This is a genomic window from Alteromonas sp. ABH4_453 (genome assembly GCF_056160665.1).
Window position 1 is genome coordinate 193,130 of the sequence record NZ_JBSWXP010000004.1, and the last position, 14,527, is coordinate 207,656.

The following is a 14,527-nucleotide window of genomic DNA, read 5'->3' on the forward strand; positions in this document are numbered from 1 at the left end:
AAAAGTACTCTGACCCCATTTATTATCTATTGTGGGTCGGTTGCTACAAGCTCATCAAGTATGCCAAGTAGCAGTTTGGTGCCGGTACCAGAGGCTATAGCGTCAAAAACATTCTCTACATTTTTACCGTGTTGCCCGCCAGCTAGGTCGCTGATTGAGCGGATAATTAGCCAGTCCACATCGTTTACAAAACTCACCTGTGCGACGGTTGCCGATTCCATTTCAGCTACATCTGCGGTATAGACGTCCCGTAGCCATTCGCGATATTTGGCGTTGTCTACGAACACAGAGCCGGTAACACCGTTACCGCCTATATCTACCAGTATTTCTTTACCTGATGGCATAGTGATAGGCGGGATCTTTTTGAGCGCACGTTTTGCCATTTTTAACAACGTTTTATCGGCAGTAAAGTATGGCATTCTCCTGCGAGCATCCCATCCTTCTTTCACAACGGCGACTTCAGTAGGGTGAATAAATCCTATGTTTTTATAGTTAGGGGCATGCTCATCTGTTTCCCGGCGCGCTTTGTAATATTCGAGTTGTTTAGCGTAATAGTCAGGTAACTCATAGGCGCTAGCGTCATCTTTTTTGGGGTTGATATAGACAGATTCATCGTGGAAGTACCATCGTTCAGGCACAGCAATATCACCAGGGGTGTATTTGGGGTTTATAGCACCAGCGATACCCATCATAACTAGCTTATCAATAGGGAAGTAATCCAACGCCATCTGTACGGTCATTGCTGCGTTGGTAATGCTAACGCCCGTACTGAAGACAACAATGGGCTCACCTTTGTAGGTGCCTAGCTGGTATTTGACCCCTTTAATATAAACAGTTTGAGTGATGTGTGCGTCGTCCATGGTTGCAAAGGCGGCGTCAATGGCTTTAATTTCTGGCTCATAAGCAGCAACCACGGCTGTCCACTTGTTTGTAACATTGGAAAAATCTTTTGGACCGTACTGGCTAGTATCGTCATTAGCTAGAGACGATAGCGATATACACACGAATAAAACAAAACTACTTAAGCGCATAGTGACCTTATTTAATTAATTTATGCACCAAACAGGTGCGGGCAATGAAAAAAGAACGAGTCTAAAAGCCTTGGAGTGCCAAAGACAAGGCTCAAGACCACATATTTAATATGTTGGCAAGGTTCGGGCCAATAATAGGGTCAGAGTCGCGACTCTGCCCCTATTATTGTTATGCAAAATTGCTGTTTAGTACTTATACTGTGTTATCAATTGTTTACTGAACTTTAGGGCGCGAATGTCGCAGCAGTACACCACAGCACCTGAATCATTCGGCGAAGTCACATCGGCCTTGCAAAAAGCTGGTTTCAAAATTCTGCTGGTTTTTTCTTTACTCATCTTAGCGGTAATCGTCATAGCCCAACCTCAAAATGTGTATGTGGCAGTATTTTTCGGCCTGTCTTGGTGTGCAATTTCGGTAGCGGGAATTATCTTTTCTAACTACAAAGAACCTTTGGCGAAATTGTGGGCAATACTCACAATTCCCGTCGCGCCTTACCTTGTAATAAGCAATGGGCTCATGCCAGCAACCTTAGTTCCAATTGCTACTATTTTCCCCATTTTACTGCTTTCTAATGGTTGGCGAATAAGTGCAATGGTAGTACTCGCATGCTGTACGTTTCTTGTGCCGCTTTACGAAGGAGATTATGACAAAGGCCTTTGGCTAAGGCTTTGTGTGACCAACCTTGTTGTGTCCCTTCTTATCTATGCTCTAGCGAGCCAATTAGAGAAAGCCCTTGTAGAGAGTAAAAACAAAACTCTTGAGTTAAACAGGGCGCTTGAGAGCGAAAAGCAAGCGTCGGCTGCACAATCACGATTTCTTGCCACCATGTCACACGAGATTCGCACGCCATTAAACGGTATTTTGGGATTAACTGACGTAGTGCTTTCTCATGAGGTATCAGAAAGTGCACGGCCTAATCTGGAGAAAATTCAGCGTTCAGGGCTATCGCTTAACCGTATTTTGAACGACATATTAGATCTCTCTAAACTGAACGCAGGTAAACTCGCGCTGGAGAACATTCCTTTTAATTTAAAACGCACTGCGAAAGATTGCGTTGCCTTCTATGCGCAGTTAGCAGAGAAAAAAGGAATTTCATTGCGAATAAATGTAGATAATGCATTGAAAACCAATGTGGTGGGTGATGCTACTCGCCTCTCACAAGTGTTAAACAACTTAGTGAGTAACGCGATCAAGTTTACACATAAGGGCAGTGTAACCCTCGGGCTATCGAAAGGTGAAGCTTCGAAGACCCACCAATTTATAAGATTTTCGGTAAAAGACACGGGAGAGGGGATTGACGTTGATGAACAAGAGCGCGTATTCGACGCATTTACCCAAGCGAACAGCAGCATAAATCGAGTACACGGAGGTACAGGACTTGGATTACAGATAGTAAAAAGTTTAGTTGAAGCAATGGGCGGCACCGTGTATCTAAAAAGCGCTGTTGGCCAGGGGAGTGAGTTCTACTTCGAATTAGCGTTTGAGATTACAGATAGTGTAATTGGCACTAAAGAACAGAACAGCACACCGTCGTTTTCAAACCTTACTGTTTTGGTTGCAGAAGATAATGACATTAACCAGGTTGTCGCAAAATCCTTGTTAGAAGACACAGGATTAAAAGTCGTGATAGCAGATAACGGCAAAGAGGCAGTGGAAGTCGCACAAAAGCAGCATGTCGACCTGATTTTAATGGACCTACACATGCCTGAAATGAACGGCTCTGAAGCCGCTCTAGCGTTGCGACAAGCAAACATTACTATTCCTATTATAGCGTTCACTGCCGCGGTAGTTGCCGAAGAAATAGATAAAGCACTAGCATACGGGATGAATGGATATCTCACAAAACCCGTCAATAAAACGGAACTACACGCTGTACTGACAAAATATTTGGGCGGAGAAATGTCTACAGAAAGTTCCTATATTGCTAAAGAGGCTTATACAGAGTAACGTGTACTTAAGGTGTCGATAATCCAAATAACCCCCTGTTTTAGAAAAATTAAAATTAAAACGCGCTTGATCCTATTAAGTGAATAGTATTACTTTGAAAAGAAAGGCGCCTTATAAAAGGAATTAAGTTTGAACTCACAAATAGCGACTGTTATAGCCCTACTGCTTTTTGCTTTAACCAGCCTTCAGGTTAATAGTCAGACAGACAAAGACAGCCAACATTACGAACTGAAAGTAGAGAAGTTTCAATCTAAAGTGTTAAAGGAAGAACTAGAAGTCGTTGTTCAACTTCCTAAAGGCTACGCAGAAAACCCTGACAAGAAGTACCCTGTAATTTATCGGCTAGATGGTGCGGTTTATCTACCTATAATGAATGCGGTACTTGAATCACTTCAATCTGAAAATGCTGCGCCAGAAGTAATTATAGTCGCCATTGAGAATACCGATCGTTTTCGAGATCTTTTCCCTACGGCAAATGAAGACCCAAACGGGCCTGTAGGTTATGGCGGGGGTGGGGCAAACTTTTTGTCTTTTATAACCACTGAACTTATCCCAATGGTCGAGAATAAATACCGGGTGCATGATTTTCGGGTGATAGCCGGGGGTTCCGCTGGTGGTGTATTCGGGTTGTATGCGCTCACTCAACATCCTGATCTCTTTAATGCAGTGATTGCCTATAGTCCTGCGGTGTGGTGGAACTATGGCGCGCCGGCAAAAAGAACGGTTGCGTTTTTTAAATCTTCCAGTCAATTGGATCACTATATCTATACGTCTATAGGCAACGAACCGGCGCCAATGCGACCCTACTATGATGATATGATTATGGGTATGCGGGCAAACCAACCTGCTGGTTTGAGGTGGGTCAATGATGCCTATGCCGGTGTTCGGCACAACTTGGTTACGGCAGCGTCTATTTTTAGTGCTTATCATAACCTGTTCTGGTCAGCTTATTTAAGGCCTGAACAGTTCGATGGTGATATTCAAAGCATTGGCAAATATTACGAACGCGTTTCAAAGCAACGCGGGGAAAAATTAGAAGCGCCTGAATGGGTAATTCGAGAATTAGGTTATCACTATGTGCGTTCTGAAAATTACGACAAAGCTATTGAGTTGTTTAAACACGATATAGCCGAGTACCCCGAGATGCCTGACCCGTATAACGGCATAGCGTATGGTTACGAGCAAATGGGCGAGTACAAAAAAGCACTTGAGAGTGTAAACAAGGCTTTGGAGCTTTCTACACCGCAGCACGATGGTTATCAAGTTTATACAAATAGACAAAAGCGTTTGCATGATTTACTCAATGAGTAAGCTACTTTGAAATACCAAAGCAAAATTAAATACACAATCAGTATTGCTACCGTTTTTATGATTGGGATTGGCGCTGTAACGAGCGGATGCAATACGGTTTCGACAGCGCAAACTGAACACTGTATTGAGCAAGCTAATCGCGCTGAAGTTTATGAAGTGAATACTGCTGATGAGCGGCTAAACGCATGTTTGGAGACCTACCAAAAGAGACGTGACGAAGAAAGAACGTTTGGTGAGGCATTAGCCGAGGATGTGCTCATCTCAGTTCTTGATATCATCACTGACTAAGATTTTTTCAGCCAATTAAAAACCTTCTTACGTACAGTTATAAAAATTCCAAAGGCAGAGTAATTTACTCTGCCTTTGTCGTTTTAGTCTCTTTCTAATGACTTTAACGGCTCCGTTTAATAACTTATGGAAAGAGCCGATGCGTTATATTCTGACATCTGTCTGCGTGTTTTTAATTACAGCAGTTACTCACGTTTGCGCACAGAGCAAACTTGATATTGTTGACGGTTTACAGCTTGCCAAGCAATATGAACACAGCCGCCAAGATATAAACATCACCGATTACTGGGTGAGCGAAAAGTTAGACGGTATTCGGGCACGATGGGATGGCACTGAGCTTAGGACCCGAAACAACAACAAAATATTTGCGCCAGCTTGGTTTACCGCCCATTGGCCTAAAGCGACTATCGACGGTGAACTTTGGATAGGAAGAGGGCAATTTGAACTTACTGCTTCCATCGTGCTTTCTAAGTTAACGGAAGGGAAGTCGCACCTTGTCGCTAATTCTTTGTCTGGGGCAGAAACTAGCGCCGACGACGTTGCAACAGTGTCTATATCAGACAGACGCTGGGCTAAAGTTAGGTTTATGGCCTTCGACATGCCTTTAGCAGGCCAGCATTTTGACAGCCGACTGAACAAGCTTAATAGTCTTAAAAATGCCTCTGCCAATCCCACGTTTGCCGTGATCTCTCAGTTTAAGCTTTCGTCTCTAACCGCGCTAAAGGAAGAACTTAAACAAGTAACTAAAGACGGTGGTGAAGGGCTGATGCTTCATCACGGGAAGGCGTTTTACCAAACCGGGCGTAGTGACAACCTACTAAAGGTAAAACATTTTGAAGATGCTGAAGCGAAAGTATTGGCGCAACTTCCAGGGAAAGGACGCTTTAAGGAAATGATGGGCTCGCTTCTTGTAGAAACGCGAGAAGGCATTCAATTTAAATTAGGAACGGGTTTTTCAGACAATGAGCGCCAATCTCCGCCCGCTATCGGTAGCTGGGTAACTTTTAAGTACTACGGCTTAACCAAAAATGGAAAGCCAAAGTTTGCAAGCTATCTTCGCACCAGACCTCAGTCTGATTTACCCAATTAACTTTGCCCTTTCTAGCTTGCATCTAATGAGTTACCCAGCCCCAATGTGTAGCCTCCCACTCACTGTTGTTAATCGTTTACGGTTTTCTTCGATGGAAGACGTATGGTGTACAGCTAACCCCTTGTCTTTAAGTCTTAAAGCCCTATAACTTTACTACAAGCTAATTGCAAAAGTGACTTTGCATATTTCTTTTTAATTGCTTTTTTCGTTCAGAAGTTGTGATATGAATAGCGATTATGAATAAATTAAAAGGCCGCAAAATTTCAATATTTAGCCCGTGAAGTTATACTGTTGATGATTAATCAAACACACCTTGCGTCAAGTGCGTACAAGACCGTTTACTCCCATTGCGCAAGCTAACTTAGAGGAAGAGACTGTGTTACAAGACTATCGCAATCACGTTGAAGAACGTGCCGCTCAAAATATTCCACCTAAACCGCTTAACGCTGAACAGGTAGCTGGCTTGGTTGATTTATTAAAGAACCCGCCAGCTGGCGAAGGGGACTTTCTTTTAGAACTGCTTTCAGAGCGTGTGCCGCCTGGTGTTGATGAAGCGGCTTACGTCAAAGCTGGTTTCTTAAGTGCTATTGCAAAAGGCGAAGACAGTTGTGAACTTATCTCAAAAGAGAAAGCTGTTGAATTGCTGGGAAATATGCATGGCGGTTATAACATTGCAACGTTAGTAGAGCTACTTGACGATGAAGGCCTTGCGCCATTGGCTGCCAAGGAATTAAAACACACGTTGCTGATGTTTGATGCCTATCACGATGTGGAAGAGAAGCACAAAGCGGGTAATGAATACGCCACTGATATTATTAAATCTTGGGCTGAAGGCGAGTGGTTTACATCGCGCAAGCTAATGGACGATAAAATTACTTACACTGTGTTTAAGGTTACAGGTGAAACCAATACCGATGATTTGTCGCCAGCCCCTGACGCATGGTCTCGTCCCGATATACCATTACACGCTCTTGCAGCTTACAAAATGCCTCGCGAAGGACTAGAGCCAGAGGAGCCAGGCGTTAAAGGTCCAATGGCGCAAATAGAAGAAGTCAAAAGCAAGGACTACCCCGTTGCTTTTGTCGGTGATGTAGTCGGTACAGGCTCGTCACGTAAGTCGGCCACTAACTCTGTGTTGTGGTTCTTTGGCGAGGACTTACCGGGTGTGCCTAACAAACGCGGCGGTGGCGTATGTATCGGTTCCAAAGTCGCACCTATTTTCTTTAACACCATGGAAGATGCCGGTGCATTGGTGTTTGAAGCCGATGTGGAAAAAATGAACATGGGTGATGTGATAGACATCTATCCGTTTGAAGGCAAAATCACCAACCATGAAACCGGTGAACTTCTTGCAGAATACAGCTATAAGTCGAAGGTGATTCTGGATGAAGTGCGCGCAGGTGGACGTATCAACCTGATTATTGGTCGTGGCCTTACCGAGAAGGCGCGTGAGACACTAGGTTTAGGTCCAACGGATTTATTCCGTACGCCTGAACAGCCAAAAGACAGTGGAGCGGGTTTCTCGCTAGCGCAGAAAATGGTGGGCAAAGCGTGTGGCGTTGAAGGTATTCGCCCAGGCACCTACTGCGAACCTAAAATGACAACCGTGGGCTCGCAAGATACCACGGGGCCAATGACCCGCGATGAGCTTAAAGACCTTGCTTGTCTTGGTTTTACTGCCGATTTAACTATGCAGTCCTTCTGTCACACTGCTGCTTATCCAAAGCCGGTAGATATAGAAACGCAGCACACGCTACCTGATTTTATTATGAATCGAGGTGGGGTATCGCTTCGTCCCGGAGACGGCATTATCCATAGCTGGTTAAACCGCATGCTGCTGCCTGACACAGTAGGGACTGGTGGTGATTCGCATACTCGTTTCCCATTAGGTATTTCGTTCCCTGCCGGCTCTGGCTTGGTGGCGTTTGCAGCAGCAACGGGCGTTATGCCACTGGATATGCCTGAGTCTATATTGGTGCGCTTTAAAGGCGAGATGCAGCCGGGCATTACCTTACGTGACCTTGTACATGCCATTCCGCTATATGGCATTAAACAAGGGCTATTAACGGTAGAGAAAAAAGGCAAAATTAATGCGTTCTCTGGCCGTATTTTAGAAATCGAAGGGTTAGAAAACCTTACTGTCGAACAGGCGTTTGAGTTATCGGATGCGTCGGCAGAGCGTTCAGCTGCAGGTTGTACTATCAACCTTTCTGAAGAGTCGATTGCTGAATACCTGCGTTCAAACATTACCATGCTTCGCTGGATGATTAATGAAGGTTATGGCGATTCACGTACGCTAGAGCGCCGAGCGCAGAAAATGGAAGAGTGGCTAGCTAACCCAGAATTAATGCGCGCCGATGCGGATGCTGAATATGCCGAGGTTATCGAAATTGACCTTAACGAAATTAAAGAGCCTATTGTGTGCTGTCCGAATGATCCTGACGATGCGAAAACCTTATCTGATGTTGCAGGCGATAAGGTAGACGAGGTATTCATTGGTTCATGTATGACAAATATTGGCCACTTCCGTGCAGCCGGAAAATTGCTTGAGCAATACAATAAAACACTTCCAACCCGTTTATGGATGTCGCCACCTACTAAGATGGATAAGGCACAACTAATGGAAGAGGGGTATTACAACATTTACGGTCGCGTAGGCGTACGCACCGAGATGCCGGGGTGTTCACTTTGTATGGGTAACCAAGCAAGGGTAGATGCAGGCGCCACTGTGCTTTCAACATCAACCCGAAATTTCCCTAACCGTTTAGGTGATGGGGCGAATGTGTATCTAACCTCAGCGGAGCTTGCCGCGGTTGGCGCAATTGTGGGCCGCATTCCTACTGCTGAGGAATACATGGAATACGCCAGCAAAATTAACGCAATGTCAGGAGAAGTATTCCGCTACTTAAACTTCGACAAAATGCCTAGCTTTAAAAAGGCGGAAGAAGAAGCTAAGGCGCGCATTATTCCAACGTTGAATGTTGCTTAAAATAGTGTATAAACTACAAAGCCGGTTGCCTTAGTGGTGACCGGCTTTTTTTATGGCGAAAAGGAATGTCTAATGGGAAAATCTTTCTTTATTGTTGCTGCACTTGTATTAACCTTAGGGTGTGCAAAAGCGCAGGTAGACCCTGTATCGTCACTGAATTCAGTGGACTTCGAATCTATTACACTGGAGATAGGTGGCGAGCACTATGAAGTTGAGTATGCCAATACCTTTGAGCAACGCGCGCAGGGCCTTATGTTTCGCAAAGCCTTGTGCGAAGACTGCGGTATGTTTTTTAAGTTTTCTAGCCCCAAATTTGCGGGCATGTGGATGAAAAACACCTTTGTTCCCCTAGACGTAGCATTTATCGACAGAAATGGCGTAATAACGGATATAAAACCTCTCACTCCCCATAGTCTGGAGTCGGTCGGATCATCGAAAGAGGTACTTTACGCGTTGGAAATGAACCAAGGGTGGTTTGCCGAGAATAATATAAAAGTAGGCGACCAAATAACGATTGATTAACCGCATAAAGCGCGGTTGCTGCTAGCGAAAAGCTAGTTTTATTCTGGAGTTAAATATAGTGACAAATGCCTTATCGATAGCTAAGTTCGGTGGAACTAGCGTAGCGAATTACGAAGTAATGCAAAACTGCGCCCGAATTGTTGCCGGTAATGAAAAAACACGCATCGTGGTAGTGAGTGCTTCAGCTGGGGTAACAAATCACCTTGTTAGCCTAGCGCATACGCCAATGACGCAACAGCAAATTGAAGAAACCTGCCAAGCCATTGTTGATATAGAACACGCTATTCTCAATAAGCTTGATGACAAAGATGCAATAGAGACCAAACTTAACGATTTGCTAGAAGAAATGCGCAGCTTAGCGTTTCACGAAGAAATACTACACCGCGATGATTTAAAAGATCAGCTGCTATCTATGGGGGAGCGAATGTCATCATTGATGTTCTCTTCTGTACTTGCAGAGCAAGGCGTGAAAACCATGAACTTTGATGTTCGCAAAGTACTTCGTACTGACAGCGAATTCGGTGAAGGTGCGCCTCAGATAGAAGAAATTGAAAAACTTGCTAAACAGCTACTCGCGCCCGAAATCAAAGACGCTATTGTAGTTACACAAGGTTTTGTTGGTGCAGATGAAGAAGGCCGCACTACAACCCTTGGCCGTGGTGGTTCTGATTTTACGGCGGCGCTACTTGCTGAAGCGCTTGATGCCGAATCGTGTGAAATTTGGACTGATGTAACGGGTGTGTACACAACTGACCCACGCATTACGCCAGCGGCCCATCCGTTACCTGAACTCAGTTTTGAAGAAGCGGCGGAAATGGCGACGTTTGGAGCCAAAGTACTGCACCCTGCAACCATGGAGCCTGCACTTCGCAAGGACATTAAGGTGTTTGTAGGTTCAAGCAAAGAGCCAGAAAAGGGTGGTACATGGATTGTGCGTGATTGTGAGCATGAACCACCGTATCGAGCTATTACTCGCCGTAAAGAGCAGGTAATGGTGACAGTGAAAACACCGAAGATGATGTACGCGCAAGGTTTCCTACAGCAGGTATTTGCCATCATCGCTAAGCACAAGCTAAGTGTTGATTTGGTCACCACGTCAGAAATCTCGGTATCTTTTACCCTTGATAACCCAGCAAATTCTGTGGCTCAGCGACTGAACAAAGAAACTATTGCCGAACTTGAGACAATCTGTGATGTGAAAGTGGAAAAAGGCTATGATCTTGTTACCGTTGTTGGTAACAACATGCAGACAGCTGTAGGCGTTTCAAGCAAAATTCTATCTGCGGTTTCAGATTTTAACCTGCGTATGATTTGCTTTGGTGCTAACCCGCACAACTTGTCGTTTTTAGTGAATGAAACAGACAGCGATGTGATTGTTCGAAAGCTTCACACAACGTTATTTGAATAAAACCTTTAATTACATCAATTAAATTAAACGGCCGCTAATGTAAGCGGCCGTTTTTTTTAAGGCTAGACTGGTTTATTTAATTTTTACAGGAACGATGATCTCGTGGCGTTTGTTCCAAAAAAGCGTAAAAGGGGAGTCATACCCCATGTAACTAGGCGCTCCGACCGCCTCAATATTGTTATCGCTCAACGTTTTAAGCAGTTTATTTTTAAACTCCTCCTTTTTATCGTCACCGTTTAGCCCAGAGTACCGAATTGCTGCCACTGTTCTTGCTGGCACGGTGACTAAAGATACATCTTTATGGGTTGGCACAGGAGCGTTCTCAGCACATCGGTAGAAGATGGATGGGGTGTTTTCGACAAGCTAAAAACAAAAAAGGGGCGCGCGCCCCTTTTAGAATAGTCTGTTGAACAAGATTACACTTTAAACTGTCTGATAGACTGCTGTAACTCTTCAGCAAGGCGAGCCACTTCATGGCTAGATTCAGACGTTTGCTGTGCACCAGCTGTCGTCTCTTCAGCGATACCCACAATAGTTTCAAGCTTTTCACTTATTTCTTGCGATACCGTATTCTGTTCACGAGCTGACTGCTCAATTTGAGAGCTCACGTCATGGGCTTTGTGAACCGCATCGGTAATGATATCCAGTGCTTGTGTGGCTTTTTCCGTTTGCGCAACACATGCGGCGGTTTGATCTTTACCTTGATTCATCACCGACACCGCTTTTTCCGCGCCTGCTTGAAGCACTTCAATCATGGCATTAATTTCTTGTGTCGATTCTTGTGTACGGCTAGCAAGGGTTCTTACTTCGTCAGCAACAACCGCGAAACCTCGTCCTTGCTCGCCCGCACGTGCTGCCTCTATAGCAGCGTTTAAGGCTAACAGGTTGGTTTGGTCTGCAACACCGCGAATTACGTCAAGAATGCCACCAATGCTTGCGCTATCTTGATGAAGTTTGTTGATAACATCCGCCGCGTCTTGGACATCACGAGACAGAATTTCAATAGTGTTCTTGTTCTCTAACGAGATTTGACGAACGTTTTCGGCCTCAGCATCTGCATGGCGAATCTGGCTAAGCGTATCTTCTGCGTTCTGAACAACCAGCTGCGACGTAGAGTGCATTTCTGTGGTTGCTGTTGCCACTTGGCCAATTTGAGATTTTTGATCCTGGATTGAATGGGTAGTTTGCGCTGTTACCGCAGACGTTTGCTCTGAAGCTGCCGCCAATTGTTCTGCACGAACGTTAATGGCGGTGATAAGTTCCTTCAAATTACCAATAAGCGTATTACAGTTACGGGCTAAAAGACCAAACTCGTCTTGTGCAGAATCATCTAAACGATGTGTAAGGTCACCTGATGAAGCAACCGTAAGTAGTTCATTTACGCGATAAAGTGGGCGTGTAATAGCGCGAACGGTTACGTATCCAATGAAGGCCGCTACAGTAATAGAGATAATAACGACCACGATGACGAAAGTGTTGCCTGTTGTAATGGCACCATTAACTTGGTTTTCTATGTGAGACGCTTTCTTATCTGCAAGATTAAGAAGGTTTTCAAGCGCCACAACCCCCTGTGTAATGTTTGCATCAGAAGCATTAAGTGCCTGTTCAGCGTCATTTCTGCGCTCTAGCCGATCTACATGAAGCTGCACCACGCCGTCGTTAGCTTTAATCGCATTGATGGCGTCGTTAACCAAGTCATTTATATCGTCAAGTGTGCCTGATTCATCTCGACCACCAGCGGTTTGAACCATCTCACTAAGCTGAGTTACCACTTTTTCAACGACAAGATCAACTTCGTTGCCTAATGTCTGCGAACGTACTAGTGTCTCGGTCTTTATATATTCATAAGAAACGGTTAACAGAGAAAGTAGTGAGGTCTCAAGCTGGCCTCCGATGTCAGCTGCACGTCTAAGGTTAGGATCCCTTTGAACCGCATCTAAGTCTGAAAAGTCCAAGAGATAAGTAGATGCATCGTCGGCGTTGTCTTCCGCGTCACCAAGTCGGTCTTGAATACTATTGCGCAGGTCGAGGTACATTTGATGGTTTTTGTACATCGCTTCTACGTTGGTGACATACGCTTCATAAGATTCTCGTACAGTATTAAGCGTGCTTCTTAGCTCTGGCTCGTTACTGACCGCTTGCGCTAACTTTTTATATTCACTCTCAAAGGTGTCTTTGGCAGAATTAAAAGATGTTCTTTTATCTTTTAGACCATTTAAGTCCTCTTCGATGTAGCTTTCGAAGGTCAGTCGTCCCATGTTTAGAAAGCTTGCTTTTAATGCGTTACTACCTGCTACGGTGGGAAGCGCAACGTCATTTACTTCTTCTGTTGCAGAGCCTATAGAATTGAGGTTGTATAGCGAAACAACACTTATGACGATTAGAAGTGCACTAATCGCTACAAATCCCCCGATTACGCGTGTGGCTACCGTTAATTTCATCGGAACTCCTGGATGAGTGTTTTTTGTTTTTATCCCTAACGATATTACCCGTCTCAGCTAACAAAATATAGCGCTTATGTAAGCCTATTTGCTCATGTACTGTGAGCGGATAACGAAACATCATCGTTACTATCACAAGTAAGTGTATCGGCTACAATAACTTAATGTTTATTTTAATTAGCACCTAAGTGCTAATGTTTTCACTGGTACAACCAGTTGAGTGTGGAAGAAGAGTCTCCTCATTCGTGCTTTTCCAGCCCAATGATGTGTTGGAATGAGATGTTAGGCCGAGATGCTAACGAGCGATGAAGTATGTAGGTTGAGTAGTGTCATGCTTTGTCCCCAGACATAACCCGTGTCCAAGCCTATAAACTGAGAACTATTTGTTTGACCAGACAATGCAGCCCAATGCCCAAATACCACCCGTTGACCACCACCGAGCTTTCTATTCTCTACTTCAAACCATGGCTTTAACGTGCTACTGGTGCTGTGAGATACCGCACTGGGATGAGATTTATTATCGAAATCAAGTCTGCCGTCTGTATGTACGAAGCGCATGCGCGTGCATGCATTTACAATAAAACGAAGGCGTTGCTCTCCTTCTAATTTATCTGACCAGCTATCTGGTTTGTTACCATACATCTGCGACAAAAACGCTGCATAACTTTGTGATTTCAGTATGTTGCTAACTTCGTTACTGAATGAGAGGCACTCATCAATAGACCATTTAGGATAAAGTCCTGCGTGGACCATCACAGAGTGTTCATCCAATTTCATCGCGAGAGGGAACTGACGGAGCCAGTCAACCAGTTCGTTTAAATCCGAAGCGTTAAGAAGTGGGTCTAACTTATCTGATTTTTTGGCTTTGCGAATACCGTTAACTACAGCAAGTAAGTGGAGGTCGTGATTACCTAAAACACTGCTAAACTGACTTCCGAGGGATCTCAAAAAGCGCAGGGTGCTCAACGAATCTTCTCCCCTGGCAACCAAATCTCCGACGGCAAGTAGTTTATCGTTTGTCTCGTCAAACTTTACTTTATCCAGTGCCCGATGAAGACCATCAAAGCAGCCTTGGATATCGCCAATGACATAGGTGTTACCTTGCGACATAAAAACCTTAGTGAAGAATGCTTGGAATGGCTAGCCGAAATACCTTAATAGGAACATGAAAGCGCTCGCCACTTTCAAGTTCCATTACATAGTAGCCTTCCATATTACCAACCGGTGTGTCAATGACTGCGCCGCTGGTATAGTCAAAACTTTCACCTGCTTTCATAATCGGCTGCTTGCCAACCACGCCATCACCTTCGATCTCTGAGGCTTTACCATTTGCGTCAGTTATCTTCCAATAGCGACTGAGTAGCTGCACAGTGTGCTCACTATTGTTTTCAATCGTAATGTGGTAAGCGAACGCAAACTGTTTGGAGTCAGAAGGAAGATGGTCAGGAAGGTGTCGGGTTTTCACCCGCACCTTTATATCAAGTACATCCATAGAGAAC

General features: G+C 44.5%; 12 protein-coding genes. 7 read left to right on the forward strand and 5 right to left on the reverse strand.

The genetic code is table 11. The annotated features are described in order from the left end of the window. Nucleotides 1–26 precede the first annotated feature (26 nt). The gene (locus ACXAGV_RS09575; protein ID WP_474873054.1) at nucleotides 27–1,031 is read right to left on the reverse strand and encodes a 5'-methylthioadenosine/S-adenosylhomocysteine nucleosidase family protein; all 1,005 of its coding nucleotides are present in this window, start codon (nucleotides 1,029–1,031) and stop codon (nucleotides 27–29) included. 235 nt (nucleotides 1,032–1,266) lie between these two features. Between ACXAGV_RS09575 and ACXAGV_RS09580 the strand changes: the two genes are divergently transcribed. From ACXAGV_RS09580 to lysC, 7 genes are all read left to right on the forward strand, one after another. After that, complete coding sequence (locus tag ACXAGV_RS09580; RefSeq protein ID WP_474873055.1) at nucleotides 1,267–2,979, forward strand: ATP-binding protein; 1,713 nt, start codon at nucleotides 1,267–1,269, stop codon at nucleotides 2,977–2,979. A gap of 129 nt (nucleotides 2,980–3,108) precedes the next feature. Beyond that, complete coding sequence (locus ACXAGV_RS09585; RefSeq protein WP_474873056.1) at nucleotides 3,109–4,290, forward strand: alpha/beta hydrolase-fold protein; 1,182 nt, start codon at nucleotides 3,109–3,111, stop codon at nucleotides 4,288–4,290. A gap of 6 nt (nucleotides 4,291–4,296) precedes the next feature. Further along, nucleotides 4,297–4,578 (forward strand): DNA ligase, encoded by a 282-nt coding sequence (locus ACXAGV_RS09590; protein ID WP_474873057.1) that lies wholly within the window; start codon nucleotides 4,297–4,299, stop codon nucleotides 4,576–4,578. A 139-nt stretch (nucleotides 4,579–4,717) separates the two neighbouring features. Then, nucleotides 4,718–5,668, forward strand: coding sequence for a DNA ligase (locus ACXAGV_RS09595; RefSeq protein ID WP_474873058.1), 951 nt, complete (start codon nucleotides 4,718–4,720; stop codon nucleotides 5,666–5,668). 376 nt (nucleotides 5,669–6,044) lie between these two features. Then, complete coding sequence (gene acnB, locus ACXAGV_RS09600) at nucleotides 6,045–8,657, forward strand: bifunctional aconitate hydratase 2/2-methylisocitrate dehydratase (protein WP_474873059.1); 2,613 nt, start codon at nucleotides 6,045–6,047, stop codon at nucleotides 8,655–8,657. A gap of 72 nt (nucleotides 8,658–8,729) precedes the next feature. Then, nucleotides 8,730–9,179: a DUF192 domain-containing protein gene (locus ACXAGV_RS09605; protein ID WP_474873060.1), complete on the forward strand. Its 450-nt coding sequence runs from the start codon at nucleotides 8,730–8,732 to the stop codon at nucleotides 9,177–9,179. 58 nt (nucleotides 9,180–9,237) lie between these two features. Then, the gene (gene lysC / locus ACXAGV_RS09610) at nucleotides 9,238–10,587 is read left to right on the forward strand and encodes a lysine-sensitive aspartokinase 3 (protein ID WP_474873061.1); all 1,350 of its coding nucleotides are present in this window, start codon (nucleotides 9,238–9,240) and stop codon (nucleotides 10,585–10,587) included. A gap of 72 nt (nucleotides 10,588–10,659) precedes the next feature. On the opposite strand, the gene ACXAGV_RS09615 is transcribed toward lysC, so the two are convergent. From ACXAGV_RS09615 to apaG, 4 genes are all read right to left on the reverse strand, one after another. Continuing rightward, on the reverse strand, nucleotides 10,660–10,929 hold the full coding sequence (locus tag ACXAGV_RS09615; RefSeq protein WP_474873252.1) for a heme-binding protein: 270 nt from the start codon (nucleotides 10,927–10,929) through the stop codon (nucleotides 10,660–10,662). Nucleotides 10,930–11,003: 74 nt separating this feature from the next. Continuing rightward, the gene (locus ACXAGV_RS09620) at nucleotides 11,004–13,028 is read right to left on the reverse strand and encodes a HAMP domain-containing methyl-accepting chemotaxis protein (protein WP_474873062.1); all 2,025 of its coding nucleotides are present in this window, start codon (nucleotides 13,026–13,028) and stop codon (nucleotides 11,004–11,006) included. A 282-nt stretch (nucleotides 13,029–13,310) separates the two neighbouring features. After that, nucleotides 13,311–14,138, reverse strand: coding sequence for a symmetrical bis(5'-nucleosyl)-tetraphosphatase (locus tag ACXAGV_RS09625; RefSeq protein WP_474873063.1), 828 nt, complete (start codon nucleotides 14,136–14,138; stop codon nucleotides 13,311–13,313). A gap of 7 nt (nucleotides 14,139–14,145) precedes the next feature. Further along, on the reverse strand, nucleotides 14,146–14,520 hold the full coding sequence (gene apaG, locus ACXAGV_RS09630; RefSeq protein WP_474873064.1) for a Co2+/Mg2+ efflux protein ApaG: 375 nt from the start codon (nucleotides 14,518–14,520) through the stop codon (nucleotides 14,146–14,148). Nucleotides 14,521–14,527: the final 7 nt, after the last annotated feature.

What these genes read in the sequence shown, in the direction of transcription:
- ACXAGV_RS09575 (WP_474873054.1), bottom strand. Translation starts at nt 1,031, where the DNA reads ATGCGCTTAAGTAGTTTTGTTTTATTCGTGTGTATATCGCTATCGTCT.
- ACXAGV_RS09580 (WP_474873055.1), top strand. Translation starts at nt 1,267, where the DNA reads ATGTCGCAGCAGTACACCACAGCACCTGAATCATTCGGCGAAGTCACA.
- ACXAGV_RS09595 (WP_474873058.1), top strand. Translation starts at nt 4,718, where the DNA reads ATGCGTTATATTCTGACATCTGTCTGCGTGTTTTTAATTACAGCAGTT.
- ACXAGV_RS09605 (WP_474873060.1), top strand. Translation starts at nt 8,730, where the DNA reads ATGGGAAAATCTTTCTTTATTGTTGCTGCACTTGTATTAACCTTAGGG.
- ACXAGV_RS09620 (WP_474873062.1), bottom strand. Translation starts at nt 13,028, where the DNA reads ATGAAATTAACGGTAGCCACACGCGTAATCGGGGGATTTGTAGCGATT.
- ACXAGV_RS09625 (WP_474873063.1), bottom strand. Translation starts at nt 14,138, where the DNA reads ATGTCGCAAGGTAACACCTATGTCATTGGCGATATCCAAGGCTGCTTT.
- apaG (WP_474873064.1), bottom strand. Translation starts at nt 14,520, where the DNA reads ATGGATGTACTTGATATAAAGGTGCGGGTGAAAACCCGACACCTTCCT.